28 protein-coding genes are annotated in these 26,556 nt (G+C 57.6%); 18 read left to right on the forward strand and 10 right to left on the reverse strand.

Annotation, left to right across the window (positions count from 1 at the left end; translation table 11 throughout):
- Positions 1–137 precede the first annotated feature (137 nt).
- From N436_RS02700 to N436_RS28360, 3 genes are all read left to right on the forward strand, one after another.
- On the forward strand, positions 138–932 hold the full coding sequence (locus N436_RS02700; protein WP_110740365.1) for a DNA adenine methylase: 795 nt from the start codon (positions 138–140) through the stop codon (positions 930–932).
- A gap of 82 nt (positions 933–1,014) precedes the next feature.
- Positions 1,015–2,406 carry an AAA family ATPase gene (locus N436_RS02705; RefSeq protein WP_110740366.1) on the forward strand — a complete coding sequence of 464 codons (1,392 nt, stop codon included), beginning with the start codon at positions 1,015–1,017 and terminating at the stop codon, positions 2,404–2,406.
- Positions 2,407–2,409: 3 nt separating this feature from the next.
- Entirely contained in the window at positions 2,410–2,922 is a 513-nt protein-coding gene (locus N436_RS28360) for a hypothetical protein (protein WP_146232407.1), read from the forward strand.
- A gap of 131 nt (positions 2,923–3,053) precedes the next feature.
- Here N436_RS28360 and N436_RS28660 read toward each other — a convergent pair whose 3' ends face one another.
- Together N436_RS28660 and N436_RS02720 are read right to left on the reverse strand one after the other, a co-directional pair.
- A complete protein-coding gene (locus N436_RS28660; protein ID WP_256589875.1) occupies positions 3,054–3,848 on the reverse strand; it encodes a DUF4145 domain-containing protein in 795 nt (264 codons plus the stop codon).
- An 826-nt stretch (positions 3,849–4,674) separates the two neighbouring features.
- Positions 4,675–5,628: a hypothetical protein gene (locus N436_RS02720; protein WP_110740369.1), complete on the reverse strand. Its 954-nt coding sequence runs from the start codon at positions 5,626–5,628 to the stop codon at positions 4,675–4,677.
- A gap of 562 nt (positions 5,629–6,190) precedes the next feature.
- On the opposite strand from N436_RS02720, the gene N436_RS02725 reads away from it, so the two are divergent.
- Positions 6,191–6,478: a DUF1778 domain-containing protein gene (locus tag N436_RS02725; protein WP_110740370.1), complete on the forward strand. Its 288-nt coding sequence runs from the start codon at positions 6,191–6,193 to the stop codon at positions 6,476–6,478.
- Positions 6,479–6,673: 195 nt separating this feature from the next.
- Here N436_RS02725 and N436_RS02730 read toward each other — a convergent pair whose 3' ends face one another.
- The 4 genes from N436_RS02730 to N436_RS02745 all read right to left on the reverse strand — a co-directional run bounded on the left by N436_RS02730 (position 6,674) and on the right by N436_RS02745 (position 10,251).
- Positions 6,674–7,543 carry a GyrI-like domain-containing protein gene (locus tag N436_RS02730; protein WP_105945205.1) on the reverse strand — a complete coding sequence of 290 codons (870 nt, stop codon included), beginning with the start codon at positions 7,541–7,543 and terminating at the stop codon, positions 6,674–6,676.
- Between the two features lie 198 nt (positions 7,544–7,741).
- Positions 7,742–8,071, reverse strand: coding sequence for a hypothetical protein (locus N436_RS02735; protein WP_105945204.1), 330 nt, complete (start codon positions 8,069–8,071; stop codon positions 7,742–7,744).
- Between the two features lie 184 nt (positions 8,072–8,255).
- Complete coding sequence (locus N436_RS02740; RefSeq protein ID WP_081735858.1) at positions 8,256–8,645, reverse strand: GFA family protein; 390 nt, start codon at positions 8,643–8,645, stop codon at positions 8,256–8,258.
- A gap of 85 nt (positions 8,646–8,730) precedes the next feature.
- The gene (locus N436_RS02745; protein ID WP_110740371.1) at positions 8,731–10,251 is read right to left on the reverse strand and encodes an NCS1 family nucleobase:cation symporter-1; all 1,521 of its coding nucleotides are present in this window, start codon (positions 10,249–10,251) and stop codon (positions 8,731–8,733) included.
- Positions 10,252–10,515: 264 nt separating this feature from the next.
- On the opposite strand from N436_RS02745, the gene N436_RS02750 reads away from it, so the two are divergent.
- Positions 10,516–11,550 carry a L,D-transpeptidase gene (locus N436_RS02750; RefSeq protein WP_105945201.1) on the forward strand — a complete coding sequence of 345 codons (1,035 nt, stop codon included), beginning with the start codon at positions 10,516–10,518 and terminating at the stop codon, positions 11,548–11,550.
- Positions 11,551–11,635: 85 nt separating this feature from the next.
- Complete coding sequence (locus N436_RS02755) at positions 11,636–12,352, forward strand: murein L,D-transpeptidase catalytic domain family protein (RefSeq protein ID WP_105945200.1); 717 nt, start codon at positions 11,636–11,638, stop codon at positions 12,350–12,352.
- Positions 12,353–12,368: 16 nt separating this feature from the next.
- Here the strand turns inward: N436_RS02755 and N436_RS02760 are convergent, their stop codons facing one another.
- Entirely contained in the window at positions 12,369–13,061 is a 693-nt protein-coding gene (locus N436_RS02760; protein ID WP_105945199.1) for a tellurite resistance TerB family protein, read from the reverse strand.
- A 337-nt stretch (positions 13,062–13,398) separates the two neighbouring features.
- Between N436_RS02760 and N436_RS02765 the strand changes: the two genes are divergently transcribed.
- Positions 13,399–14,661, forward strand: a complete 1,263-nt coding sequence (locus tag N436_RS02765) for an FAD-binding oxidoreductase (RefSeq protein WP_105945198.1) — start codon at positions 13,399–13,401, stop codon at positions 14,659–14,661.
- A 39-nt stretch (positions 14,662–14,700) separates the two neighbouring features.
- On the opposite strand, the gene N436_RS02770 is transcribed toward N436_RS02765, so the two are convergent.
- Positions 14,701–15,627, reverse strand: a complete 927-nt coding sequence (locus N436_RS02770; protein WP_105945197.1) for a LysR substrate-binding domain-containing protein — start codon at positions 15,625–15,627, stop codon at positions 14,701–14,703.
- A gap of 279 nt (positions 15,628–15,906) precedes the next feature.
- Between N436_RS02770 and N436_RS02775 the strand changes: the two genes are divergently transcribed.
- From N436_RS02775 to N436_RS02815, 9 genes are all read left to right on the forward strand, one after another.
- On the forward strand, positions 15,907–16,800 hold the full coding sequence (locus N436_RS02775) for a LysR substrate-binding domain-containing protein (protein ID WP_105945196.1): 894 nt from the start codon (positions 15,907–15,909) through the stop codon (positions 16,798–16,800).
- A 99-nt stretch (positions 16,801–16,899) separates the two neighbouring features.
- Entirely contained in the window at positions 16,900–17,604 is a 705-nt protein-coding gene (locus N436_RS02780) for an SDR family oxidoreductase (RefSeq protein ID WP_105945195.1), read from the forward strand.
- Positions 17,605–17,660: 56 nt separating this feature from the next.
- A complete protein-coding gene (locus N436_RS02785; RefSeq protein ID WP_105945194.1) occupies positions 17,661–18,215 on the forward strand; it encodes a pyridoxamine 5'-phosphate oxidase family protein in 555 nt (184 codons plus the stop codon).
- A gap of 106 nt (positions 18,216–18,321) precedes the next feature.
- A complete protein-coding gene (locus N436_RS02790) occupies positions 18,322–18,876 on the forward strand; it encodes a helix-turn-helix domain-containing protein (RefSeq protein WP_060500453.1) in 555 nt (184 codons plus the stop codon).
- A gap of 27 nt (positions 18,877–18,903) precedes the next feature.
- Positions 18,904–20,250 (forward strand): glutamine synthetase family protein, encoded by a 1,347-nt coding sequence (locus N436_RS02795; protein ID WP_110740372.1) that lies wholly within the window; start codon positions 18,904–18,906, stop codon positions 20,248–20,250.
- Between the two features lie 74 nt (positions 20,251–20,324).
- Positions 20,325–21,098 (forward strand): gamma-glutamyl-gamma-aminobutyrate hydrolase family protein, encoded by a 774-nt coding sequence (locus N436_RS02800; protein ID WP_105945192.1) that lies wholly within the window; start codon positions 20,325–20,327, stop codon positions 21,096–21,098.
- A 68-nt stretch (positions 21,099–21,166) separates the two neighbouring features.
- The gene (locus tag N436_RS02805) at positions 21,167–22,525 is read left to right on the forward strand and encodes an aspartate aminotransferase family protein (RefSeq protein ID WP_110740373.1); all 1,359 of its coding nucleotides are present in this window, start codon (positions 21,167–21,169) and stop codon (positions 22,523–22,525) included.
- A gap of 144 nt (positions 22,526–22,669) precedes the next feature.
- Positions 22,670–23,224, forward strand: a complete 555-nt coding sequence (locus tag N436_RS02810) for a helix-turn-helix domain-containing protein (RefSeq protein WP_105945190.1) — start codon at positions 22,670–22,672, stop codon at positions 23,222–23,224.
- 113 nt (positions 23,225–23,337) lie between these two features.
- Positions 23,338–23,847, forward strand: coding sequence for a ProQ/FinO family protein (locus N436_RS02815; protein ID WP_110740374.1), 510 nt, complete (start codon positions 23,338–23,340; stop codon positions 23,845–23,847).
- A gap of 59 nt (positions 23,848–23,906) precedes the next feature.
- Here N436_RS02815 and N436_RS02820 read toward each other — a convergent pair whose 3' ends face one another.
- A complete protein-coding gene (locus N436_RS02820; protein ID WP_110740375.1) occupies positions 23,907–24,467 on the reverse strand; it encodes a nucleotidyltransferase family protein in 561 nt (186 codons plus the stop codon).
- 136 nt (positions 24,468–24,603) lie between these two features.
- Here N436_RS02820 and N436_RS02825 point away from each other — a divergent pair, with 136 nt between their 5' ends.
- A complete protein-coding gene (locus tag N436_RS02825; RefSeq protein WP_177410236.1) occupies positions 24,604–24,846 on the forward strand; it encodes a hypothetical protein in 243 nt (80 codons plus the stop codon).
- Between the two features lie 53 nt (positions 24,847–24,899).
- Entirely contained in the window at positions 24,900–25,397 is a 498-nt protein-coding gene (locus N436_RS02830; protein WP_105945186.1) for a glycine zipper domain-containing protein, read from the forward strand.
- 26 nt (positions 25,398–25,423) lie between these two features.
- Here the strand turns inward: N436_RS02830 and N436_RS02835 are convergent, their stop codons facing one another.
- The gene (locus tag N436_RS02835; protein WP_110740376.1) at positions 25,424–26,503 is read right to left on the reverse strand and encodes an AraC family transcriptional regulator; all 1,080 of its coding nucleotides are present in this window, start codon (positions 26,501–26,503) and stop codon (positions 25,424–25,426) included.
- Positions 26,504–26,556: the final 53 nt, after the last annotated feature.

Below are 26,556 nucleotides of genomic sequence, written 5' to 3' on the forward strand. Positions count from 1 at the left end.
GGAGGATGCGCCAACATCCAGCCCGGCCCACCGAACCCGCAGACCCTTCCTGCAAGTCCAGCCGTGGCCTCTGCCTTGTGCACAAAGCGCGGCGAGCCTAACACCTGTTTATCCATACAGTAAAGACTTGCATACCTATGACCTCTCCAATCATTCCCTGGATGGGTGGCAAACGCCGCCTGGCCGACCGCTTGATCCCCCTCTTTCCCCCTCATGAATGCTATGTCGAAGTCTTCGCCGGCGGTGCCGCGTTGTTCTTCATGCGTCCCCAGCCCGCTCCTGTGGAGGTGCTAAACGATCTCAACGGTGACCTGGTCACCCTTTATCGCGTTGTGCAGAACCACCTGGAGGAGTTCGTGCGCCAGTTCAAATGGGCGCTCAGCTCTCGGCAGATCTTTGAGTGGCAGAAGATGACGCGTCCTGAAACCCTGACCGATATTCAACGAGCGGCTCGGTTCTTCTACCTGCAGCAGCACGCGTTTGGTGGCAAGGTCAGTGGGCAGACGTTCGGTACTGCGACCACTGGGCCGGCCATAAACCTGTTGCGCATTGAAGAAAACCTATCAGCGGCATGGCAGCGCCTCGCCGGTACCTACGTCGAGAACCTGTCCTGGCTCGCCTGCGCCGAGCGCTATGACCGTGCGCACACGTTTTTCTACATGGACCCACCGTATTGGCAGACCGCCGGCTACGGCGTGGACTTTCAGTTTGAGGAGTACGAACGCATGGCCGACTTCATGCGGCGATGCAAGGGCAAGGTGATGGTCAGCATCAATGACCACCCGGACATCCGTCGAGTCTTCGATGGCTTCCACTGCGCGCGCTTGGACATCCGCTACAGCACGACAAATCAGCGCCATTGCAAGGCCGAGGTGACTTGCGAGTTAGTGGTCATGAACTGGTTGCCGTCGTCACTGGGCGGCTTGTTTTGATGGCATCTCTACGGGCGGATGCCTAGGAGAGAACGTTTGCAAAACCTCGTGGCCTAAAGGCTACGAGCAAGGGTGACGTCAAATGGCCATCGACAAGTTGTCTTCAGTTTCGTACATTTCCACAAAGCAACCTCAGGGAACGGTGGGAATGCATTACTTCATTAACTTTAAGAATTACTCGAGAGCATCAATTAATTTATATTCTAACCTTACCCTTCTTATTGGTAAGAATGGAAGTGGGAAATCTAACTTGATTGAGGGGGTCGAGCTGCTGGCAGCTTTGGCTGAAGGGAAACCTCTGCATGAGATGGTGGATCGTGGTCCATTGCAAGGGGCAAGTATCGTAAGGGGTGGTATTCATAATTGTGTTAAGTTTGGTGAGCAAAGTTTTTCTCTCGGTTTTGATGGTGTAATTGCCTTTTTAGGTAAGAATGAAAAGTTTGATTATCGAATAACTGTTTCAGTGGATCCCTTTCCGCGTGTTGTTAGCGAATATCTGACGGTTGGAAAAAGAAAGATATTTCATGCGGAGGCTGAGCGTCCAGATGGTATGCTTAACGTCACTTTTGATAATTTTGCTCGTGGTGGCGTAAAGCCCCGCAAGAATTTGTATGGTGACAAGTCAATCATATCTCGGTATTCAGAGCTTACTGAAAGTAATGAGGCTGGTGATCCTGATAAGAAGTTGAAAGCGATAAAGTTGGTTGGGATCATATGTAGGTATATGCAGTCGTCATTCATTTTTGATCCTGACCCGAAATTGATGCGTGATTATGTTAGGTCTGGTCAGAACACGTTGCTAAAAGACGCCTCCAATCTTTCGGCAGTGCTTCAAGGTCTGGATTGGATTAAAACTGTTCCTGCTTTATTTAAAGATAAAGATCAGCGGTCAGAGGGGGACTATGCTATTGATCGTATCTTGGAAGTTGTTCGGCAGATTCCTGAGGAGCCGTTTCTTAAGTTTGACTTCATCACGACTCAGCAAATGGATGTGCTCTTTGGTATTGTAGTGGATGAGCAAACTATTGATGCGCGCCTGATGTCTGATGGTACTTTGCGTATCATTGCTGTGATTGCAGCTCTAGAGTCCATAGACAGCGGATCACGAGTGGTTATTGAAGAATTTGATAATGGACTGCATCCTAGTCGTGCTGAGATACTGATAAAGGCGATTATGGAAATAGTACATAGGCGCAAGCTGAATGTTCTGATTTCTACACATAATCCTGCAAGCCTCAATTCACTCGAGGCCGATTGGCTGAAAGATGTGCACGTTTGTCACTGGAATCCGAACACAAAATCTTCAATGCTTACGCGGCTCTTAGATATACCGAAAGTAGATTATTTGCTCGAGTCTAAGGCAAATCTCGGTGATCTCATTACTAAATCTGTTTTTGAAAAGCATCTTCAGCCGCGATTCGAAGAAGATAAAAAAGCGAAGGCTATGGAGTGGCTTAGTAGGTTGGGGGGCTAGGGTGTGGCGAAAATTATTATTTTAGATACTAGCTACATGTTGGAGCTTTTTGGTGTTTCTCTCGACTCCCAACCTTGTCGAACAGAAGAAGCCCGGAAATTATTTCAAGAGGCCATTCAAAACGGGTATGATGTTTTTTGTCCGCTAAGTGTGCTTTATGAGCTTGCAAATTATATCGTTGATATTAAGGATCATAATTTGCAGCAAGAGATAGCTGAGCGCTTTAAGGAAATGGTCGAGGGCGCTTTTACTGTAGATAACCCATTTTCCATAATTCCGAATGGAAATTCCGAGCCAATTTACGAAGAGTTGGCGTCTCTTCCTAAATTATGTCGAGAATACCAGGGCAGTATTAGAATGGGCTTAGGTCTAACTGACTGTACAATTATAGACGTTGCGCGCATGCTAAAGCGAAACTATGCTACTCGTAAAAGGAATTGGCCTGCGCATATTTGGACAACTCATGCGGCTCTGAAAGCTATGGCCCCTGATGATTTCGGGCATCAGTATTTCTGAGTTATATAGTCGTGCTTGGACACCAAGCATCCATAAAAGACAGAATGCAATAGGCGCTCAATTCTGATGTCGTTGGAATTGAGCGCTGTTTTTCTTGTGTTGCCGCATAATTGGGCTTGTTTTCTCAGTCGTCAGGATTTCGGTTTGTCACGATTCTCAATGGCGTTCCTTACGGTCTCTGGCAGGGAGCCATAGAGCTCTGCAACGTGTTTAGGTTCTGAGATAAGTTTTTCGACAATAATATTTAATAGTTTGAACAAGGTTTCTGCGGTGGATCTATCATCTTTGAAGTCAATTTGACCGGGATGTACCGCATTGTTGCCAATGACTCGTACTACATCGAGCGCTTGTTGAATTCGTTGGTCAAGCCCTGCTGCCACTAAGGAACCTATATCTTTATTGATATTCTCGCCTGGTTGTCCTAGTTTCTTGCAGATTTTTTGGATACAAAGCCGTAGGAGCGCTGCTGCGCCACGTGGCGATAGATCAAGTATTGAACTAGCTTCCTCATAGTCTCTCCGAATGTCTGCTGGCATATCGGGGTTAACAGGAGGGGCGCTTCCTGTGACGGGATGTACAAGCTTGTCTTGTATCCAAATGGAAATCTCGTTGCAGTTAAAGCAAGTTGAGGTGCTTAAGTTCCAAAGTGAATGTGTCGGGTAAACCCTTTCTGTTAGTTTTTCGAGGAAAGGAAGCCCGCGGCCCATATTGTTCGCCCATTCAATTAGCGAATTTCTCATTTGAGGGTCTTCGATTTCCTTGAAAAAGTCTCGTTCTGAGGCTCCTCCAGGGCCAATGTAGCCCGGAAGTGGGTGCTCATTAGGTCGATCTTTGTAGTAGAGATACCCCCATGTTTGGACAGTTAACACTCTGCAATGCGGGCAATTAAACGCTTTTTCCTTGATGGATGGGGGGATATATTTCATATCGATTCCTGGCGTAGTGAGTGCGAGCTGCGAGCATAGCGAGGAGGATCGGTTCCTAGCAACAGCCACATCTAGGTTGTAGCTGGAGTCGTGTTTGAGGAGTCAAAAAAAATGGTACAGAGGGAGTGTCCCTGCACTGGGTTCTAGTCAAGTCAGGGAGCGTGCCGACTCCATCATAGCGACACTATGGATAAATTAGCCTCCGGCGCAACTCCGTGAAGGCTCACTCTCGCAAGCATTCTATGCCGGCTGAGATCGCCTCAGCATGCCTATCGAGGGTCGCTAGAGCCTCCATGACGTTATTATGGATGTGGAGAGATCCACGATGACTTATCCATAGTGAAAGCTCTTCCACTGCCGCTCTGATGGCGATCTGGTTCAGGAGCAAAAGCTCTAGAGTTTCGGCTGTGATAGAGGCTTTTTCATTCATGGCAATGTTCCAGGTCTCAGATTTTTAGGGCAAATTCTAGTGCGCCTTGGGCCTATCTAGGCCGTCCGCTGACGTCAGAATAGCCAGGTTTCCTGGCCTTGAGCGGCCTACTGAGAAGGTTGGGCGGGTTCAAATCGCTATCACCTGTATAGGCAGAATCAGTTCAAGGCTCGGCCTCCGTGCGCGAGCTTAGGTCTATCCTTGGAGCAAGAAAGGGGCAAGCCATGCGCCATTCAACGCCAATCTATAACAATGCACATGTGTATGCCAGTACGAAAAAAGGCGCCCAAGCCCTGTTACTGCGGGGTTTGGGCGCCTTTTCTTGATCTTATTGCAGTACAATTGGTGTGTGTTCATTAACTGCTGCGATCACCGCGCCATTAAGTTCTGATGAACTTAAGATGCATCTTCCTCTTCTTGGTTACTGCCAGTTTCCTGATCCGAATTTAGGCTTGGATTGTCGAGCGCAGCTACGTATTTCTTGAGTCTTTCAAGCGCGATGTTAAGTTTGTTTCTGCGTGTGGAAGTGTAAGCTTCATTAAAGTCTTGAGTCATCAATATTTCATAGTTGTCAACGTCAAGTTGTGGGTCTATGGTGACGAGGTAGGCTCGCTCTCGCTTTGGAATACTTTCGAGTGTAAGCAGATCTGCAGAATCTAGGCATCGGATGAAGGAGTTTAAGATCTGTGCGGATCCTAAGTCCATTACTTCACATATTTTGTCCACATCCATTACATGATGCTTATTGGCATGAATGAGGCATGCATAAGTTATTAGGTTTTCTAGCGCTCCGGATCGCTCTATGAATGTTTCTAGATCCCAGGTTTTATCGCTTCTTATTGTTGTGGTTACTTCTTTTTGTTTTTGGTGGTTGTCTGCGAACTTGTTGAATTTCTCTTCAAGCTGAACAATTTGACTTGGGATGCGCTCCATGAAGTCTCGCATTGCCAGGGTTTTGTCATCCATTGCTTGAAGTAAGTAATGAAAATTCTGGAGGTTATCTTTGATCTCTTGTGATGCCTCCTCAAAAGCTTGAGTGCTTTTTTTTCCCTCGTCGATGAGACCACCTGAAATCTCTTGATACTCTGCGATTTGAGATCCTACTTTGTTGACGTCTTTTGATATTTCACTAATGCTACCAAGGCTGTTAGACATACTGTTGTTGGAAATGAAGGAGTAGAAAATTGCCACTACGCCCAGCAGCAGCGATGTCATGGTCGCAGCATTGCTCAAATATTGAGTGAAGTCTTTACTCGCAGTCCAATTATTTGTCATCAAGAAGACTGAAAATGAAAGCAGCAATATGATGATATAGCGATAGTGGAGATGGTGGTTTATTTTGGGTTCCATTTACTCACCGTAGGGCAGGAGAAGCAGTTGCTAAATGCCATCATGTCGAGCGCTGATAGTCAATCGAGTCGGAGCCTTTGTAGCAACATTTTCGTATCGCTGACCTTCTCCGTGTACGAGGTGCTTGGTACAAAATTGGTACGATTTAACTCTTGATTAGCCGTAGGTCATGTAAATAGGGGGTTATCAGAAGACTATGCCCAATCCATCATGGGGGCAACGCTGAAGCGGCGTGACGGCTCAGGGCGCGTGGTTTCTGGGCTAGAGCCTGGATTAGTAGTCATATCGTTCAACGTTTTCGGTACCGAGCTCTGGGATTTTGGGGCGTATTGGCAGATCGTCGAAGGTGCTTCAGCAAATGCTGGCAACAAAAACGATCCGCGCTTGCCTGGGCTATCAGCTAGTTTACCAAGGCAGCTTGGTATCCGACAGGAAGCGGTAGAGCGCTCGCCTTCACGGCTACCATACGTGTGTAAGTCAAATTGTTTCACGCGTGTAGGCGAGAGCTACATGTGCTGCCGTCGCTGTGTGGAAATCGCCCCAACGCCAAGGAGAAATTGTCATGTCGGTTCAAACCAACGAGCGTGAGAATCCCGCACCTATCCTTATGCGGGTGGATGCCTGGAAGTGCAGCCTGATCGATGCGGCAGTAGAGCTGCTGGGAACGGACAGAGCCAGCTTCATGCTGGATGCTGCCTGCAGGCGAGCGGAGGAGGTGATCATGAACCGCCCGTTGTTCGTTCTCAGTGACGAAGCCTTCAATCGCTTCGAGCATGCACTGGAGCAGAATGCGTTAAAGGATAACAAGTGCCTACAGAAACTCATGTCCCAACCGCCCCGTTGGAGCTGAGCATGCCGGTAAAGGTGAGTGAGGTCCTTGACTTCACTGGTTTTGACTGTGGCGTATGTTCGATTAACGAATACATTCACAAGCAGGCAAGGAATGCCCCAGCAAGAAAAGCTGGCTTCATCGGCGATTCTGGTGCAACGCGGGCACGCAGCGTTGGTTAACACCGCATGCCCGTGCTCACGACCAACCCCCCAGCTACTTCAACGGCACATACACATCCGTCTCCCACTGCTCCAGCGGCGTTTCCGGATACACACTCAGGTACTGAAAGAACAACGGATGATCCCGCAGCTCTTCATGACTCGAAGGCAACCAGTCCCGATAAAGCGGATAAATGGTCTCACCAATGTAGTCAGGCGAGCCGGTATGCCGAATCACGGCACAACGCCCCGCCGGGATGACCCGTTCGTGCACGCCGAAATCATTGGGCTTTACGGCCTCGTCCAGCTCGCCACAAACGGCAAAGCGGAAGGCGTGGGCCGGGGTGGTGTCGGGGTTGTCGTAGGGGATGCCGAAGGTGCGGCTGGTCGCCACGGGCGACTGGCCGCTGTGCATGCGCCATTGGCGAAAGCGCGCAACGCTTTCGCCGACCAGGCTTGGCGCCCCTCGGTGTTCAAGCGCGGCCACGCGGGTTTCGGCGAAATCCACGATACGGATCTGCATGGTGATACTCCTGGTTAAGTGAGGCACAACGAACACCGCACTCCAGGCCTGCCAGTTCGGCGCCTTGGCAAAAACGCTCGGCGCCATGCCGAAGGCACGCTTGAACGCCCTGGAAAAGGCTTCGGGGCTTTCGAAGCCGGCGCCGTATGCGGCTTCCAGTACGGGCGTTGTGGGCGAGGCGACCAGTTGATGCGCCGCACGTCGAAGCCTCATCAGTTGCACATACCGTGTAACCGGAACGCCCATGTATGCTGTGAATTGCCGATGAAAGTGAAACGCCGAGAAGTTGGCGATGCGGCTCAGGGCATTCACCGACAGGTCGCCTTCAAGGTGGCTGTCGATATAGGCAAGCACGGCTTCGAACCGTTTTGCGTAGGTCGGGTTGTGCTGTGAGTCAGTCAACGAACGGAATCTCCGGAAGGTGCGGTGAGCGCTAGCATCCGTTGTTCAGGCATCGAGGTGCCTAGCCGTGATTGCTCAATCGGGAATACGTTTGACCATGCCGTGGAGGGCGCCCGTGTTCGCGGGTTTAACGCAATGCCCACCCGTTAGGCAAGTTGGGCCGCAACGCGGCCCCTGGAGCGCTGGCTGACAGGTGGGTCAATCCACTCGCACGAACTCGTTCTTGGCCATGTCACTGCCGCCAACGGCCTCCAGACGCTTGCCGCCGTCCAGTACGCGCACGTTGATCAGTGCAAGCCCGTCCTTGTTGCGCGCAATGACCACATCGTCCTTGCGCTCCCACTCTTCAACCTTGACCTTGCTGCCGTTGGCGATGATGTAGTCCTTGGAGAACTCCCATTTCTGCTTGGGGCTTTTGAAACCCATTACAGTGGTGGTCGCTTCGTAAGTCCCTTCCAGGGCGTCGTTGCCGCAGCCGGCCAGAACAAAGAATGGCAACGCCGCGAGCACGTATTTGAATGTACGCATGAGATTTCCTTATCGGTTTGGTTGTGATCAAGAGGCATCATGAAGACGCCGGTCCATGGGTATCCGCATGGGGTGCTGGGTGCCCAGCGGGACTATACAGACCGGGCTCAATCGCCAAAGTTGCACGCACACGGGCAATTGCCATCGCGCTTTTGGCACCGCCCTGGCAGTGCAGCCGTGGGTTTCAGTCAGCACTACAGGCTGTGTACCAGGGGGCAGCAGAGTCGACATGAAGGTGTTTCTGCTTTTTGGGCAGAAACGGTGTATCAAGCGTGCCCAGCGCGATCGAAACCCAATCGGCAAACTCACCCTGGGAACGTGACCAGAACAGGCTAGAGCCGCACTCGGCGCAAAATTCGCGCACTACGGTGGGTGAGGAGGCAAAGGCCTTGAGGCTGGCAGCGCCGCGCAGTATTCGCAGCCCGCTGCGTGGAACGCTGCCGTATGAGGCGAAGGCGGCCCCGTGGCTTTTGCGGCACTGGCTGCAGTGGCAATGGCTTACTGCCTTGGGTGGGGTAAGTAGCAGGTAACTGACCGCTGCGCACAGGCAGCTTCCTTGATAGGCCTCTTTCACTGGCGCTTCCGTGCAGGTGGAAAGCGCCAGCGTAACTGCCCCGGCTTGATCCGTCGACTGGCCAGGGCGGCCTGTTGGCCGCTTTTCAGTGCTGCGCGCTATCCACCGCGATGCTTTCACCGGAAACGTCGGCATGCCTGGCACTGCGATCGGCAATGGCGTAATGAATCAACCCGCCCAAACCGGCGCCGAAGAACCACGAGAACTGCGACAGCGTGTCGAACGCTGGCACCAGCGCCAGCACGATGGCGATCAGCGCAGCGGGGATGAACGCCGCTACGGCGCGCAGGTTGACCCCGCCCTTGTAGTGGTAGGCGGCCTCGGTGCTTTCGCTGTACAGCTGCGGCAGGTTCACCCGGCTGCGACGCACCAGGTAGTAGTCGGTGACGATGATGCCGTACAGCGGGCCGAGCAGGGCGCCCAGGCCGCCGAGGAAATACACGATCACGGACGGGCTGTTGTACAGGTGCCAAGGCAGGATCACCACCGCGATGCCGGCGCTGAGCAGGCCCGCGCGGCGGAAGTTCAGCAGGTTCGGGGCCAGGTTGGCGAGCACGTAGGCCGGGGCGACGAAATTGGCCATGATGTTCACCGCCACGGTGACGATCAGGAAGGCCAGGCAGGCCAGCACCAAACCGGCGGTGCTGGGGATGGCGGCGACGATTTCGGTGGGGCCCTGCACCAGCTTGCCGTCGATGCTGAACTGCGCACCGGCGAGCACCACGGCAATCAGCGCAAAGCCGAGCATGTTCACGGGCAGGCCCCAGAAGTTGCCCACGCTGATGGTGCGCCGGTCTGGGCAGTTGCGGGTGAAGTCGCAGAAGTTGAGGATCATGGTGCCGTACAGCGAGACCCACAGGGCGGCGGCGCCTAGCACTTTCAGCCACATGGTCGAGCCAGTCGGGGCGTTGCCGCTGGACCAGGCAATCGACAAGCCACTGCGCCAGTACATCCAGCCCGCCAGGCAGGCGAATGCGACCAGGATGATCGGCCCGGTGATGGACTCGAAGCGGCGTACCATCTCCATGCCGTAGGCGAAGATCGCCACCTGCACGCACCAGATGCCCAGGAAGGTGACCCAACCCAGTGTCGACAGGCCAAGGATTGCGTTCTGATCGTAGGCCTTGAGGTCTGGCATGATGGCGGTGAGCAGCACGCGCAGCACGACCGAGGCGAGGTACGTCTGGATGCCGAACCAGGCAATGGCGATCACCGCGCGGATCAGGGCCGGGATCTGTGCTCCGTGGATGCCGAAGCTGATCCGGCACAGGACGGGGTAGGGCAGGCCGGTTTTCTGGCCCATGTAGCCAGACAGGTTCATCAGGCCGTAAATCACCAGCGCGCCGAGGGCGAAGGCGCCAAGGATTTGCGCGCCGCTCATGCCCAGGGCGAACAGGCCGATGGCGAAGGAATAGTTGGCGATGTTGTGCACATCGTTGGTCCACAGTGCAAACAGGCTGTAGCGCCCCCAGGTGCGATTTGCCGCGCGGGTTGGCGCGAGGTCGGCGCTGTACAGGCGCGGGCTCAATGCCAGCTGAACGGGCTCGGCCGTTTCGACGGGTAGCGCGTCAAGGTGGCCAACATCGGAACGAGAAATCGACGCCATCGGAACTCCATGATGGTTGTGTACTTTTATTGTTGGACTTGTATACAAACAAGATTCGTACCAACCCGAAGGTTTCATGGGATTTGCCGTTTTCGCGCCGTTTTGCTGCCTTTTGCCGCGACGGATCGGGCATTTGGAGTGGGAAGTTCGTGCACATTTGTGTGCGCAGTTGTTACCACCCGCGCAGGTTGACGCAGTGAATGGCTGGCTTTGCGGGGAATGTTCCGACTAAGCTGGGGGCAGGGTTCTAACGGGGGCTATTCGATGTTGCATGTACCGCTCGGACTGGGTCTGTTACTGGCCGTCGCCTTGGTCGAAGCGGCCCCCCTGCAGGTCCCGACCCCGGCCCAACTCAAGAGCCAACTCGACAGCCTCAAGCCTGGGCAGTTTCTCTGGTACCCGCAGGTCTCGCCGGTGGGGCCGGTGACTGTGGTGGTCAGCCTCACCGAGCAACGTGCCTATGTGTACCGCAATGGCATCGCCATCGGCGTCAGCACCGTGAGCAGCGGCAAGCCAGGCCGGGAAACCCCCACCGGGGTATTCAGCATTCTGCAGAAAAAGGTCGAGCATAAATCCAGCCTCTACAACAGCGCGCCGATGCCTTATATGGAGCGCCTGACCTGGGACGGCATTGCCCTGCACGCTGGCCACCTGCCGGGGTATCCCGCCTCGCATGGTTGCGTGCGGCTGCCCATGGACTTTGCCAAAAAGCTGTACGAAGTGACCGGCTTCAGTTCGACCACGGTCATCGTTTCCGACACCCACAGTGCACCGGTGGAGGTCTACCACCCCGGGGTGCTGGCGCCCACGGTCAGCGAGGGCAAAGCCCAAGGCCCGTTGGTCTTGAGCAATCAACAGTTCTGGAACGACCCCGACCCGACGGCAGGGCCGCTGTCGATCCTGATCAGCCGCGCCGACTTGCGCGCCTACGTGTTTCGCGGTGGCCAGCTGGTCGGCTCGGCACCGGCACTTTCGCTTGAAAGCAGCCAGCATCGCAGCGGCATGGCGGTGTATTCCCTGCTGCAAAAGCCATCCGCCCCGGCACTCGATGGCGCGCTACCCTTGCATTGGTCGGTGGTGGGCCTGAGCAACCCGGAGTACGGGAACACGCCTTATGAACAATTGGGCCAATTGAGCATCAGCCCGGAATTCCGCCGCCATTTGCGGGCGGCGATGGACGTTGGCACGATGCTGGTGATCACCGACTGGGCATCCACCCGGGATACCCGCAGCAATGGACAATTCACGGTAATCAGCACCGAAGGCAGTGAAGACGTTAAACCATTGGTCAAGAAATGATCGGCAATGCCGCAGGAATCAAGCAAAGTAGCCGCTTTTGGCTGCAATCAAGGCAACAACGGCCACGTTTTCATCAAGGTAATCCATGTCGATCTTCAAACCATTGCGGGGAGCCGCGCGGCTCTCGTTGGCCAGTATTGGCCTGTTTTTCCTCAGCGCCTGGCAAGCCGCCCACGCGCAACCGCTGCCGAGTGCCGCCGAGCTGCAGCAGTTGGCCCCGAGCGCCAGCCTGTCGACCCTGGCCCTGGCACTCACCGCCTACGCATGCGCCAGCCACAGCGACGCGGACAAGTTGCTGACGGTGATCGACTACTCCAAGGCCTCGCGTGACAAACGCTTGTGGGTGTTCGACCTGCGTGCCAGGAAGCTGTTGTTCGAGGAATGGGTCGCCCATGGCAAGAACAGCGGCGCCGATGTACCGACTGCGTTTTCCAACGCGCCTAACAGCTACCAGTCGTCTATCGGCCTGTATGAGACCGGCCAGACCTACAGTGGCAAGCACGGCCGCGCGCTTCGCCTGCAGGGGCTGGAGCCGGGGTTCAATGACAACAGCATGTCGCGGGCGATTGTGATGCACGCCGCCGCGTATGCCGACCCCAAGGTGGTGCCCGGCCTCGGTCGTTTGGGGCGCAGCCAGGGGTGCCCGGCTGTTCGGCCGGCCATTGCCGGCAAGCTGATCGAGACGCTGCAACGCGGTAGCTATGTGTTCGCCTATTACCCGCAGCAGGACTGGCTGAAAACATCGCGTTTTCTTAACGCCCAGAGCTGCCCGCTGGCGAATCAGTCGATTGCCAGCAAGTAGGGGAAGTGGCGGGTAGTTACTGGCTACCCTTGGCCTGTTGCTCCAGGTGCACCTGCAATGCCGGATCGAGTTGCAGTGCGCTGGCCAGTTCGTCCAGGTAGGCCCGCTCGCCGGGCTGCTGATCATCCACCAGCATCACGCTGGCCAGGTACATTTCCGCGGCCATGGCCGGGTCCTGGGCCGACTGTGCCACCTCGGCAGCGTCGAGTGGTTTGCTGACTTCCTCATCCAGCCATTGCTGGAGTTGCGGGTCTTTGGTGTGACGTTTGATTTCGGCGTAGATCAACTGTTCTTCTTGCTGGTCGATGCGACCGTCCGCCTTGGCTGCCGCGATCAGTGCGCGCAACACAGCATGGCTGTGATCTTCGGCCTCGGGGCCGGACAATTGATCGACTGTGCGTAAGGCCTGTTGCGGTGCCGCCGCCTGGCTGCGCTGCCAGCTTTGATAGGCCTGGAATGCCATCATGCCCAACGATGCCAGGGCAGCGTAGTTCGTGCCGCCCGTTGAGCGCCCTTGGGCCGAGCCGCCAGCACCGCCCAACAGTCCACCCAGTAAACCACCCAGGCCACCCGTTGCACTGCCGCCGCCAAGCAGCCCACCCAGCAAGCCGCCCAGGCCGTCTTGCGACGACAGGCCGCCGCTGCCTTGTTGTGTTTGCGAGCGTTGCCCGGCGCGAAGCAACTGTTCGAGTAGATCACTGGTGTTCATGGCACCGCCCTCGGTCGGTAGTCGTTGCCCAGACAGACAACGATAGCCCCTGCGACCGAAGGTGGCCAGGTTCCCCCGATGCCTATAGGTGAAGGGCGCGTCAGCGGGCTTGCCCTTCAAGCGTCGGCCAATGTCGTTGGCGATGTACTTCCCTTGTTGTTTGGCTGCCGGGGTAATGCCTGTAACAGACTGACCGTCCAGAGGCATGTGCTGGCTTTTTTTTGAGCGCCCTCAGCCTGTAGTATCGCTACTGGCTGGGCTTAATATTTCTGGTTAGTGCGAGGCAATTTAATCTGGCTTCATAACAGCGGAAACCACTAACCCGCTGAGAAAAAACATGGCCTACCAGCAAAACTCATCGTCAAAAGACGCTTCCTGGCAGATAAACATTCCGCAGACCGAGACTACCCCGAAGCAGGGTGCTTATGATGTCGTCATTATCGGCGGCGCCACCATGGGGGCATGCACTGCCTGGTTTCTGGTGTCGAACCCCGACTTCAAGGGTAAAGTTCTGGTTGTCGAACCAGACACCACATTCGCCAAGTCACAGACCGGCGCATCGAACAACTGCATGCGGCAGCAGTTTGCGAACCCTATCAATGTCAGAATCGGCCAGTTTGCCGCCGAATTTGTGAAGTCATTCCGTCAAAACCTGGGTGGAGATCCCGCAATACCAGATCTCCCGATCCGCAATTTCGGCTATCTCTACCTTTCCGATAATACCGATCTCACATCCGTGCTCGAACGGGATCAGAAAGTTCAAGCGGAGAGTGGTGCCGGTACGCGTATGGTGGATCGAAAGGCGATCGCTGCTGAATATCCGTTCTATCGGCTGGACGATATTGAAGCGGGTAGCCTGAACACGCAGGACGAGGGCTACTACAACGCACCTCTGATGGTGGAGTGGTTGATCAAGAAGTCGATTGAACGTGGCGTGGATTATATCCGCAACAAGGTGGTTGCCATTGGCCGTACAGGCAATAAGGTAACTCATGTCACGCTGGCATCAGGCGAGGTCATCAAGGCAGGCCATATCGTCAATGCGGCGGGAACCCGTGCGGGTCAAATCGCCGCCATGGCTGACCTTGAGCTCGATATCCAGCCTAAACGGCGATATACCTACATCTTCCGTGCAAAACACCCGCTGGATCGTGACCTGCCACTCACCATCGACCCTACTGGGGTCCACTTCCGCCAATTTGGCGATGATTACCTGGTTGGCTGCCCGCCATTGGGCGAGGATGAGACCGTCGATTACGATGATTTCACCGCTGAGGCGGGTATTTGGGAGAAGAAGATTCACCCCATACTGTCCCACCGTATTCCGCAGTTTGGCGATGTGGAGGTGATCGACAGCTGGATCGGCCATTACGACTTCAACACGTTCGACTACAACGTCGTGATCGGCCCTCATGATGTGGTGTCTAACTTCCACTTCAGCAATGGATCTTCCGGCCATGGTTCGCAACAGGGGCCGGCTGTTGGGCGCGGGATCGCGGAGCAGATTATCTACGGGGAGTTTCGCTCACTTGACCTGTCGCCGTTTCTTTACGCCCGCTTTGCCAAGGGTGAGCGTGTAATCGAGCGGGCCGTGATCTGACGGTTTTCTAGTGGCGCTGGGCCTTGCGCTCAGCGCCGTTCATTTCAACCCGGTGCATACGTCGACTTCGCTGAGCAACCAGGTCACGACAGTTGCCAGGGCAGAGTCGGGCGGGATGGGCTCAGCCGTCACCACATAAAAACCGTGTTCGGTTTCCAGCGGGTAAGCGCCAGCAAATGCCCTTGTCAGCGCGCCTGTCTTAAGTGAGGGAATCGCCAGCGGTTCAGGAATCAACGCAATCCCCATCCCTTGTTCAGCCGCGTCAAGCGCCAGGTTGGCCTGCGAGAAGGACGGCCCCGAGAAACGGGCACCCGGCAACCCGTAGGCGTCAAACCAACGTGTCCAGTTATTATGCGTGTCTGAAATCAGCGGTACGTCCAGTACATCCCGAGGACGCTGCCAACCGCCGTATCCACTCAAGGTGGGAGAGCACACCGCAATGCTGCGCCCCGGCAGCAAGAAACGTGCAGCGGTGTCGAGGAAAGGTGGCGCGCCCCATCGGATCGCCATATCGACGCTGCCCGGACCTTTCAGCGGTCGAGTGACATCGGTTGCATCTATCATGATGGATATTCGTGGATGCTGTGCAGTCAGTCGCGCAAGGCGCGGTAGTAACCAGCGACTGGCGAATGCTGCCGTCGTGCTGAGTGTGAGTCGGTAGGGGTCTTTTTCGCTCTCGGTGTGTAGCAGGGCCCGCGTAGCCTCTTCGATGATTCCCATGGCCAGGCGAACGCGATTGACGTAGTCCTGTGCCACCGCAGTTGGGGCCAGGCCACGGGGCAGGCGGGTAAACAACTTCATACCCAGTTTTTCTTCCATGACGCGAACTTGCTGCGCAACTGCGCCCTGCGTAACGAAGAGTTCGTCGGCTGCGGACCTGAAGCTTCCAAGCCTGGCGGTAGCTTCGAATGCAATAAGCTGGTTGTGTACAGCTTGAGTCATACGGCGCGCATCAGTGACCTTCATCCTGTAGCCCTCCTGCAACACGATAGTCGCCAGGCCGTAATCATGTCGCTACAGCTCGATTTAACGCCGGCTGGACTGTTTCATCCGGGCGAGGTTTGCGAGCGTTTCATGAAGGGGCCCGTTAGCAAACAATGTTTATCTACTGGCACGGGTTTCTCTGATGACTTTCAGGGAGTAGCCTCGGCATGGTGAATCTTTCGAGCCTGATCAGGTTATCAACCTTGCGCAGGGATCAGAGAGGCAAAAAAAATTAGACAATTCGATAGAATTTCCATTGCCATGTCAGACGGTTTCCCTGATTTGCCCTCGCTCAATGCGTTGCGTGTTTTTGAAGTGGTGGCTCGCCATTTGAACTTTCGTGTGGCTGCCGAGGAACTGGGCGTGACTCAGGCAGCGGTAGCCCAGCAGATACGCGGGTTGGAAGCGAGCCTGGACGTGCGCTTGTTTGAACGTCTACCCCGTGGTTTGGCGTTGACAGATGCGGGCCAGGGCTACAGCGCAAGCATACGCAGTGCACTCGCCATGATTGACGAGGCAACACGCCTGCTCAAGCCACAGACATCTCACCTGACGGTCAGCGTTACACCCACCTTTGCCTCGAAATGGCTGATTCCCAGGCTCGGCGACTTTGCGCAAAACCATCCAGACATCGATTTGCGTGTGCTGGCCACCGATCGGCTCTCTCATTTCAGCACCGATGGCGTGGATATCGCAGTCCGTTATGGCAAGCCTGACTTCGGAGCAGGGTTGAACAGCGAGCTGTTGATGGAGCAGCGCATCGTTGCAGTGGCCAGCCCAAGGTTGTTTGAAGGAAGCGAAACTCCCGTCAGCTTTGAACAGCTTCAGGGCTTCATCATGCTTCACGATGCCCATAATTTCTGGCCTCAGTTTCTTGCGGATCTATTCCCGCAGCATGCGCAACCAACAGCCAGGAACCTGCGCTTCAATCAGACCTCACTGGCCATTGAGGCAGCAGTCAACGGTCAGGGCATTGCGTTGGCCAGCCTCGCGTTTGTCGGTGAGGACATCGCCGCAGGCCGGCTGATGCAGGTTTTCACCCGGCAGCTCAGGCTCGACAAGTCGTTTTACCTGGTGTGGCCACGCAAGATGAAGCAGCCGGATTCGTTGAGCCTTGTCCAACACTGGCTCAAACAACAAGCTGTCGATAGTTAATCTATTGCAACAGTAAAGCTCAGCTGTCTCCCTCGCCACTGGGGCTGCTGCTAAGGTGAATGCACCTAAGCAATCAGTGTTGAGAGATCTGGAGGCAGCATGTCAGTAGAAAAAGTTGCGATTATCACGGCGGGTGGCAGCGGCATGGGCGCGGCAGCGGCACGGCGCCTGGCCGCCGATGGCTTCAAGGTGGGTATTCTTTCCTCTTCGGGCAAGGGTGAGGCGTTGGCTGCCGAGCTTGGTGGCGTCGGTGTAACCGGCAGCAACCAGTCGGTTGAGGACCTGCAACGCTTGGTCGATGCTGTTGTGCAGAGATGGGGCCGTATCGATGTGCTGGTCAATAGCGCCGGCCATGGTCCGCGCGCGCCGATCCTGGAAATCAGCGACGAAGATTGGCACAAGGGCATGGATACCTACCTGCTCAATGTCATTCGCCCGACTCGCCTGGTGACGCCTTACATGCAGCGCCAGAAGGGTGGGGTGATCATCAACATCTCTACTGCCTGGGCGTTCGAACCCAGTGAGCTGTTCCCGACTTCTGCCGTATTCCGCTCAGGCCTCGCCGCGTTCACCAAGATATTCGCCGACAATTTCGCCGGGGACAACGTGCGCATCAACAACGTCCTGCCAGGCTGGATCGACAGTTTGCCGGCCACCGAGCAGCGCCGTGACAGCGTGCCGCTCAAGCGTTATGGCACCAGTGAAGAGGTCGCGGCGACCATTGCGTTCCTCGCTAGCGAAGGCGCCGCCTACATCACAGGGCAGAACATCAGGGTCGATGGCGGCGTAACACGCAGCGTTTGATCGCCCGTGGCCGCAGCATGCCTGCGGCCCTCGTTTCAGGGAACATGGATGACTTCATGCTGGACGATCTGTTTCAGTTTATCTGGACGCAGCTGGCGATCCCGGTCGGCCCCGTGCGCAACCCTTATCGGCTCATGCAGCTTTCCACTCTGGACGAGCAAGGATGGCCTGTTTCCAGGACGGTTGTGCTGCGTGATGCCGATGCCCGTGCAGGCGCGCTGTACTTTTACGCGGACAGGCGTTCGGCAAAATGCACACAGATAGCCGTTGACCCACGCGTTGCAATCACGGCACTGAGCCCTTGCGGCCTGACGCAGGTGCGCATGGAGGGGCTTGCCAGCCTGATCGAGGATATCGGGCATCGACGACGCTGCTGGGCGGCAGCGCGTGACAAGACACAGGCACTGTTCCGCCATGGCGCAGTGCCGGGGCAGGTGGTTGAAAACCCGGAAGCCATCAACAAACGCATCCAGGACGGTTTCGAGCACTTTGCAATTATTTGCATCGAGCCGCGAGCCCTGGAGTGGCTGGATCTCACGCGACCTGTTCAGCAACGGGCTCGCTTCTTGCGGCATGAGGGAGGGTGGCAATCCACCTGGCTTGCTCCCTGAGGCCGGCTTCTGGCTGCACATCTCCATCTCCAGGCTTGACTCGTGAAATTTTTCATGTAATTTTTCATGAAAAATAACTCTAAAAATTTCACGGCAGTCCGAAACGATGAAGATGCACGAAGAGGTTGAAGCCCTCGCGATCCTTATTCACGACCTGCGCAAATTCAAGAACCTGACCCTGGGTGAGCTGGCCGAGCGCATCAACCGCTCGGTCGGGTTCCTTTCCCAGGTCGAACGCGGTGTTTCGCGCCCGACCGTGGCCGACCTCACCGCCATCAGCGAAGCGCTCGGCGTGTCGACCGCGTACTTCTACAACCTGAGCAAGCCCCGCAGCATCGGCTGGGTCACGCGCCCCCACGAGCGGCGCACGCTGTACCTGGAGTCGGGCATCACCGATGTGCTGGCGTCGCCCACCATCGCCGGTGCCTTCTCCCTGCTCGACAGCCATCTCGAGCCCGGCGCCACCAGTGGCGAGGCGTACCTGAGTGACCGCTCCGAGCAGGGCTGCTTTGTGCTCGAAGGCGAACTCACGGTATGGCTGGACCAAGGCGAGGCCGTGACCCTTCAGGCCAATGACTGCTTCCAGCTGCAACCCCACGCGCAGTTCCGTTACGCCAACTTGACGGCAAAGCCCACCCGCGTGCTCTGGGTCTTCAATTGAATTCGTTCAACTCACAAGGATAAGAAGATGAGTGTCATCTTTCCGGATCTGCTGACTGAAGTGCGTGCGTTTCGAGCGCAGCACCCGGCCATACGTTATGTCGACCTGATTGCGCTGGATATCCCCGGGCACTTTTACGGCAAGCGTTACCCCATGGACATGCTGGAAAAGGTCGCCGCCGGCGCGCCGCTGAAGCTGCCACAGAACTGCGTGCTGCTCGGCACCCAGGGTGGGCTCTACCCGATTGGTGACTACTGCTTCGCCGACGGCGACCCGGATGCCACGCGGCGTCTGGTGCCAGGCACCCTGAAACCGGTGCGCTGGGAAAAGGAAGTGATCGCCCAGATGCTGATTACCTCCGACGGCACCGCCCAGCCGATCGAGTTCGAGCCCCGTGAGGTGCTGGCCCGCGTTATCGAACGCCTGGCCAAGCGTGGCATTCGCCCGGTGGTGGCGTTCGAGCTGGAGTTCTACCTGTTCGACCGCCAGCTGGATAACGGCCTGCCGCAGTACCCACGCGACACGGCGACCGGGGATGAAGACGATCAGCCGAACATGCACATCGAGCGGCTGTCGCGTTTCTCCTCGGTGCTGCACGAAATGGTGGATGGCGCGAACGAGCAGGGTGTGCCAGCGAACGTCATCACTGCGGAGCTGGGCCCAGGCCAGTTCGAGATCAACTTCTCCCACAGCGACGATGCCCTGAGCGCGGCGGACTGGTCGGCGCTGTTCTGCCGCAGTACCCGGGGTATCGCGATGAAGCACGGCTACCGTGCCAGCTTCATGAGCAAGCCCTACCTGGATGCGCCAGGCAGCGGCATGCATGTGCACGTCAGCCTGTACGACAGCGCTGGCAATAACATCCTTGCCGGTGCCGAACAGCGCAAGCTGCGCCATGCGGTAGCCGGGTGCCTGGAGTTGCTGCCGCACTGCATGCCGATCTTCGCCCCTAACCACAATGCTTATCGCCGCTATGGCGCCATGGTCAACGCGGCGAGCAAGGCCAGCTGGGGCTTCGAAGACCGTGATGCGTGCATTCGCATCCCCGAGTCCGACCCGCGCAACCTGCGCATCGAACACCGCCTCGCGGGCGCCGATGCCAACCCGTACCTGGTGCTGGCGGCCATCCTGACCGGCATGGAGCATGGCCTGGACCGCGGCGTCGAGCCCATCGCCCCGCTGAACGACAACCGCCAGAGCGGCATCGACTTCCCCAAGGATGCCCTCAGCGCCCTGGCCGCCATGCGTCACCACCCGGTGGTCAACCAGGGTTTGGGCAGTGAGTTCGTGATGGTGTATTGCGAAAACAAATACCAGGAGCAACTGGACTTCATGCGCCACATCGATGCCCGCGAATACCGCTGGTTCCTGTAGCTGGCGCCGTTCGTAAAGCGACGCCTTTCCAACGTTCAAACACCACGCGCAATACCGATTTGCCGGAGGAAGATATGCCACGTGTGCCCGTTATTGGCATTACCGCATGCACCAGCATGATTGAGCAGCATGCCACCCAGACCATCGCCGAGAAGTATGCACGCGCGGCGGCCAAGGCGGCGTGTGGCTTGCCCATCGTGATACCCAGCCTCGGTGAGCTGATGGACAGCGCCGATATTCTCGACGTGGTGGACGGGCTGATCTTCACCGGCTCGCCGTCCAACATCGAGCCGTTTCACTACAACGGCCCGGCCAGTGCCGAGGGCACCCATCACGACCCGCTGCGTGATGCCACCACCTTGCCGCTGATGCGTGCGGCTATCGCTGCCGGTGTGCCGGTACTCGGCATTTGCCGTGGTTTTCAGGAAATGAACGTGGCACTGGGCGGCACCCTGCACCAGAAGGTGCACGAGGCCGGGGTGTTCATGGACCACCGTGAAGGCAAGGGCGAGCCCATCGAAAAGCAGTATGGCCCGCGCCACACCATGCATGTAGAGCCTGGTGGCCTGCTCGACCGCATGGGTTTGCCGGCGATCTTCGACGTCAATTCCATCCATGGTCAGGGCATTGATGTACTGGCCCCGGGGCTGAGGGTGGAAGCGCTGGCACCCGATGGCCTGGTGGAAGCGATTTCGGTCGAGAACGGCAAGGCTTTTGCCCTTGCGGTGCAATGGCACCCTGAGTTCCAGGTCATGGACAACCCGCACTACCTGACCCTCTTCCAGTCCTTCGGCAAGGCCTGCCGGCAGCGCTCGGTATTGCGCCAGAAGCTGTTGCTGTCTGCCTGAAAGCGACCTTTCCCAACTAGAAAAAGTACCTGCGCAGCCTGGCTGCGCAACGCGATGGAGCGAAAGCAATGAGTGAACAGAATCCGCAAACCCTGGCCTGGCAGGCCATGAGCCGCGACCACCACCTGGCGCCGTTCAGCGATGTGAAGCAACTGGCCGAGAAAGGCCCGCGCATCATCACCTCGGCCAAGGGCGTGTACCTGTGGGACAGCGAAGGCAACAAGATTCTCGATGGCATGGCCGGCCTGTGGTGCGTGGCGGTTGGCTATGGTCGCGATGAGCTGGCCGAAGTCGCCAGCCAGCAGATGAAGCAACTGCCTTACTACAACCTGTTCTTCCAGACCGCTCACCCGCCTGCACTGGAGCTCGCCAAGGCGATCGCCGATGTGGCCCCGCAAGGCATGAACCATGTGTTCTTCACCGGCTCCGGCTCCGAAGGCAACGACACCGTGCTGCGCATGGTCCGCCATTACTGGGCGCTGAAGGGCCAGAAGAGCAAGAAGGTGATCATCGGCCGCATCAACGGTTACCACGGCTCTACCGTGGCGGGCGCAGCCTTGGGCGGCATGAGCGGCATGCACCAGCAGGGCGGGGTGATCCCGGATATCGTGCACATTGCGCAGCCTTACTGGTTCGGTGAAGGCGGCGACATGACCGAGGCCGAATTCGGCGTGTGGGCGGCTGAGCAGCTGGAGAAGAAAATCCTTGAAGTCGGCGAAGACAACGTCGCTGCCTTCATCGCCGAGCCGGTCCAGGGCGCCGGGGGCGTGATCATTCCGCCGCAGACCTACTGGCCGAAGGTGAAGGAGGTGCTGGCCAAGTACGACATCCTGTTTGTCGCTGACGAAGTGATCTGCGGCTTCGGCCGGACCGGCGAGTGGTTCGGCACCGACTACTACGGCCTCGAGCCCGACCTGATGACCATCGCCAAGGGCCTGACCTCTGGCTACATCCCCATGGGCGGGGTGATCGTGCGTGACGAAGTGGCCCAGGTACTCAGCGAAGGTGGCGACTTCAACCACGGTTTCACCTATTCCGGCCACCCGGTGGCGGCGGCGGTGGGCCTGGAGAACCTGCGCATCCTGCGTGATGAGCAGATCATCCAGCAGGTGCACGATACAACCGCGCCCTACCTGCAACAACGCCTGCGCGAGCTGGCCGACCATCCGCTGGTAGGCGAAGTGCGTGGCCTGGGCATGCTCGGTGCGATCGAGCTGGTGAAAGACAAGGCCACCCGCGCCCGTTACGAAGGCAAGGGCGTGGGCATGATCTGCCGCCAGCACTGCTTCGACAACGGCCTGATCATGCGCGCCGTGGGCGACACCATGATCATCGCGCCACCGCTGGTGATCAGCATCGAGGAGATTGACGAACTGGTGGAAAAGGCCCGCAAGTGTCTGGATCTGACGTACGAGGCTGTTCGCTAAGCGGCCGTTGGCTGCACCGGGGTCGCAAGGCGGCCCCGGTTTGCCCGGCTGGCAAGACGTACACCTGTGAAGCATTTTGCTTTGCGAGTCGGATCATGTACTTTTCAGGGCATTCATTTCCTGTCTGAAAGTCGCGATTCAACTATGAAAGTGCACGAAGAAATCGAAGGCCTGGCAGTACTGATTCGCGACCTGCGCAAGTTCAAAGGCCTGACCCTGGGCGATCTGGCCCAGCGAATCGGCCGTTCGGTGGGCTTTCTGTCCCAGGTCGAGCGGGGCGTATCACGCCCGACCGTGGCCGACCTTACCGCCATCAGCGAAGAGCTGGGTGTCTCGACCGCCTACTTCTACAAGCTGGAAAAACCCCGCGAGCTCGACTGGGTCACCCGCCCGCACGAGCGTCGCACGCTTCATCTGGCGGGCGGCATCACCGATGTATTGGCATCCCCCACCATATCGGGCGCGTTCTCCATGCTCGATAGCCATCTGGAACCGGGGGCCAGCAGCGGCGAGGAGTACCTGGACGACAGCTCGGAGCAGGGCTGCTTCGTGCTCGAAGGTGAACTGACCGTGTGGCTGGGCGGCGGTGAGCCGGTAACGCTGCGCGCCAGTGACAGCTTTCAGCTGCAGCCCCACGCCAGTTTTCGTTACGCCAACCTCACCGACAAGCCCACACGGGTACTCTGGGTGTTCAGCTGAAAGGCCCGCTCGGCGTGTCTCGGTTGGCCAGGAAAGATGACCTGCAAACACTGTAAGGGCTGCATAGGGTATCCTTGCGCCACGCAATCAACTTCGAAGCAGTGAACTGAACGATGGGTTTTGAACAACTAGCAGCGCTACGCGACCGCCTTCGGGCGGAAAAACAGCAGGTAAAGGCCGAGAGCCCGAAACAGCCCAAGCGCAAACCGTCCCCGCAGGCGAAGCCGCGCGAGCAGGATCCGGCGGTCGCGGCGATCTGGCCATTGCAGAAGCATTTTCCGTTGGCCTTCCCGGTCAACCCGGCCCCCAAGGTTCCGCTCAAAGAGGGCATTTTCAAGGATGCCGAGCAACACCTGGAGCTGCTCGGGCTAACCCGTGAGCAGCTCAAGCTGGGCATCTCAACCTGGTGCCGGGGTGCCCGGTACTGGGCAAGCATGGTCGAGAACGCACCACGCCTGGACTTGACCGGCCAAGCCGCTGGCACCGTGACCGCCGCTCAGGCATTGCATGCCAAGCAGCAGGCATCGCGGCAGCGCAGCCAGGACCGTCGCAACCGTGCGAAGTCGAAAGCGCAGGCTCCGGCCCCTGCCACCGACACAGCAGCGGCTCCCGCCGCCGACTGACACGCCCGGGCGGCTTGCCTGGTGCAAGGTCAACGTGAGTAAGGCAATGGCATAGGCCTTCACTCGACCAAGGCAAGCCATGGCCAGCGCTCGCGATAACTGGCGGCTTTTGCCTTGAACAAATCGGGGCGAGGATTCAACGCGTTCATCCTCAGCTGGTTGTTCTGCAGGTCTTCCAGGCCATGCGTGCTGTACAGCGCGCCTGTGTGTGCATCAACGCCCAGGCAGGTCGAGCGGATCAGGTAGCGGTCGATGCCATCGGTCACCTTGTGTAAAGGCGCGTAAGTGCTGCCGAACTTCGCCTGGTACCACAGGTGAACGCGGGCCTGATTGCGGACTTCGACATTGACGCCAAGGTGCGCACAGGCCTGCTGCACCCTGGCAATCATCCGGTCCTCTGCTTCCCAGGACAGGTCAGTGTCGAAATAGGCGATGTCGTAGTCCTTGATCCCCCACTCGGCAGGCAGCCCCGCGCGCGGGTTCCAGAAGGCCTGGAACAGGGCGCCCGCAGTCAACATGCAGTGGGGAACATCCAGCGTTGGCAGGATCGTCAGGAGGGCCCGGTTTACCGGGTTTTCGTGGATGCTCTCCAGCACCTGCCCATCGGTCAGTGAATGCATGCGTGCTGTCCTTGAGGGTTGCATGACAGAGGGCCGATCTTACCTCTCAATCATCCTTGTGCAGTGATTACTTGCTCAGTACCTGCAAGCGTGGGCTTGCCCGCAAAAAATGCCACGCGCGCGGGTGCCTGGGGTGTTGAAAACGGACCTTCTGGCGGGCAGGTGTACCCGTTGCGATGGCGTGGTCGCGCTTGCGTTGCAATCCACACCAGCCATTCGTGAGGCACGCAAGCAGCAGCTCAAATCGATCGCAGCGCGGGTGGTCTGGCCCATGGTTGCGATTAGCCTCAGACTGTTGAAAGCCTTTAAAGTTTCGTCGAAAAAACAGCAAGTTAGGGAATTTTTGCAAGGCGTGTTACTCGTCGGAATTCAATTGTAAGCCCCCGTTCAGAGCCTCAGGATCGCCTCGGCATCCCTATGAGGCTTTCATCAATGAAGTATTCCTCGATTCTTTTGTTGTCACTTGGCCTGCTAAGCGGTGTTGCGTCTGCAGGCGGCAATACCGAAGCAGGCATAGGCGGCGCATTGGGTGGGGTATTGGGCTCGGTGGTCGGCCAGTCGATTGGCGGCAGCACCGGCTCGGCCATCGGTGCTGGCCTGGGTGGCGCAGCGGGTGGTGCAGTGGGCGCCAACAAACACAGCCGTGGTGAAGCGGCCATTGGCGGCGCACTGGGTGCGGCAGGTGGCAACGTGGTAGGTCGCAAGATGGGCGGCACCACAGGCAGCCTGATCGGTGCAGCAGCCGGCGGCGGTGTGGGTGGTGCCTTGGGCAACCACATGGGCCGGGAATACGATGACGAAAGTGGTCACCGTTATCGTGACGACGATGACGATGATGACGACGATCGTGGCTGGCGCCGTCGCCACCACGACCGTGGCCATCACTATGGTTGGCGTAATCATCACAGGGACTGGCGCGACGATGACTGATCGCGCGTTACAGGCCTGAACCTGCACTACGCATCCGCCCATTGCCCCTTGTGCGCCTGGCGCCACTGCTTGGGGCTGACATCGAACCAGCGGCGGAACGCCCGCGAGAATGCGCTGATTTCCGAGTACCCCAGCAGCAAGGCCAACTCGGAAATCGGCAACGCCGACTGCTGCAGGTAGTAGGTCGCCAGCTCCTGACGCACAGTGTCGACCAGGGTCGAAAAACTCAGCCCTTGGTCCTGCAGGCGGCGTTGCACGGTCCAGCTGGGCAGGCGCAATTGCTCGGCCACCTGCTCAAGGCTGGGGTAGCCGTCGCCCAGCAGGGCACGCACCTGGGTTTTCACATCATCGACAATGCCCGGGCGGTTGGGCGTGCCGGCCTGGCCGCCGAGCAGGCGCATGCTTTCGATGACTATCGCCAGCAAGCGGGGATCTCGGCCAGGCATTGGCCGGTCGAGCACGCTGCGGCGGAACACCAGCGCGTTGCGCTGCTGGCCAAACAGCACCGGGGCGTCGAACACTTTGCAGTGCTCGTGCCAGGCCTCGGGTTGCGGGTGTTCGAATAGCACTTTCTCGGGGGCCCAGTGCTGCCCCAGCGCATGGCGCATCAGGTTGAAGAACATGCCCAGCGACAACTCGGCGTCCTGCCGCTTGCGCAGGATGGCGCCGTACTGCACCTGGTAGTCCAGGCGATAGAACTCACCCATTTCCTCCAGCCGCAACAGGCTGCTTTGCTGGTGCACCGGGAAGGTGCTGACCACGTTTCGCAGGGCATCGCCCAGGGTGGCCGAGCACAAGCCCACATAGCCAAGCAAGCCAAGCGCGTCGGGCTTGAACTGCTGGCCGAAGCGCAACCCGAAATTATCGTTGCCGGTTTGCCGGGCCGCTTCCTCGAACACCTGGCAATACTGGTTCAGGTCCAGGGTGAGGGTAGGGTGCTCCAGCCGATCGCTGTCGATGCCGGCACGCCCCAGGATGCGTTCGGCATCGCCACCTTGCTGGCTGATGAAACCGACCAGGCCGGTCGCTGCCGAGGCCAGGATACCTATCGGGTTGCCAGGCGGGGCACTCGCCGGCTGGCGCGAGCCTGTATGGATAACGTGCACGAAGCATCCTCCTCGGTCGTTTACCGGCTGTTGCTGGGTAACGGAGGGAGCAA

Source organism: Pseudomonas sp. RV120224-01b (assembly GCF_003208145.1).
GTDB classification, from domain to species: domain Bacteria; phylum Pseudomonadota; class Gammaproteobacteria; order Pseudomonadales; family Pseudomonadaceae; genus Aquipseudomonas; species Aquipseudomonas monteilii.

Coding starts and splice junctions, on each gene's coding strand:
- N436_RS02815 (WP_110740374.1), top strand. CDS start 23,338: ATGGGTTTTGAACAACTAGCAGCGCTACGCGACCGCCTTCGGGCGGAA.
- N436_RS02785 (WP_105945194.1), top strand. CDS start 17,661: ATGCTGGACGATCTGTTTCAGTTTATCTGGACGCAGCTGGCGATCCCG.
- N436_RS02745 (WP_110740371.1), bottom strand. CDS start 10,251: ATGGCGTCGATTTCTCGTTCCGATGTTGGCCACCTTGACGCGCTACCC.
- N436_RS02760 (WP_105945199.1), bottom strand. CDS start 13,061: ATGAACACCAGTGATCTACTCGAACAGTTGCTTCGCGCCGGGCAACGC.
- N436_RS02755 (WP_105945200.1), top strand. CDS start 11,636: ATGTCGATCTTCAAACCATTGCGGGGAGCCGCGCGGCTCTCGTTGGCC.
- N436_RS02720 (WP_110740369.1), bottom strand. CDS start 5,628: ATGGAACCCAAAATAAACCACCATCTCCACTATCGCTATATCATCATA.
- N436_RS02805 (WP_110740373.1), top strand. CDS start 21,167: ATGAGTGAACAGAATCCGCAAACCCTGGCCTGGCAGGCCATGAGCCGC.
- N436_RS02750 (WP_105945201.1), top strand. CDS start 10,516: ATGTTGCATGTACCGCTCGGACTGGGTCTGTTACTGGCCGTCGCCTTG.
- N436_RS02820 (WP_110740375.1), bottom strand. CDS start 24,467: ATGCATTCACTGACCGATGGGCAGGTGCTGGAGAGCATCCACGAAAAC.
- N436_RS02775 (WP_105945196.1), top strand. CDS start 15,907: ATGTCAGACGGTTTCCCTGATTTGCCCTCGCTCAATGCGTTGCGTGTT.
- N436_RS02800 (WP_105945192.1), top strand. CDS start 20,325: ATGCCACGTGTGCCCGTTATTGGCATTACCGCATGCACCAGCATGATT.
- N436_RS02765 (WP_105945198.1), top strand. CDS start 13,399: ATGGCCTACCAGCAAAACTCATCGTCAAAAGACGCTTCCTGGCAGATA.
- N436_RS02810 (WP_105945190.1), top strand. CDS start 22,670: ATGAAAGTGCACGAAGAAATCGAAGGCCTGGCAGTACTGATTCGCGAC.
- N436_RS02790 (WP_060500453.1), top strand. CDS start 18,322: ATGAAGATGCACGAAGAGGTTGAAGCCCTCGCGATCCTTATTCACGAC.
- N436_RS02770 (WP_105945197.1), bottom strand. CDS start 15,627: ATGAAGGTCACTGATGCGCGCCGTATGACTCAAGCTGTACACAACCAG.
- N436_RS02735 (WP_105945204.1), bottom strand. CDS start 8,071: ATGCGTACATTCAAATACGTGCTCGCGGCGTTGCCATTCTTTGTTCTG.
- N436_RS02700 (WP_110740365.1), top strand. CDS start 138: ATGACCTCTCCAATCATTCCCTGGATGGGTGGCAAACGCCGCCTGGCC.
- N436_RS02830 (WP_105945186.1), top strand. CDS start 24,900: ATGAAGTATTCCTCGATTCTTTTGTTGTCACTTGGCCTGCTAAGCGGT.
- N436_RS02725 (WP_110740370.1), top strand. CDS start 6,191: ATGTCGGTTCAAACCAACGAGCGTGAGAATCCCGCACCTATCCTTATG.
- N436_RS02795 (WP_110740372.1), top strand. CDS start 18,904: ATGAGTGTCATCTTTCCGGATCTGCTGACTGAAGTGCGTGCGTTTCGA.
- N436_RS02705 (WP_110740366.1), top strand. CDS start 1,015: ATGGCCATCGACAAGTTGTCTTCAGTTTCGTACATTTCCACAAAGCAA.
- N436_RS02780 (WP_105945195.1), top strand. CDS start 16,900: ATGTCAGTAGAAAAAGTTGCGATTATCACGGCGGGTGGCAGCGGCATG.
- N436_RS28660 (WP_256589875.1), bottom strand. CDS start 3,848: ATGAAATATATCCCCCCATCCATCAAGGAAAAAGCGTTTAATTGCCCG.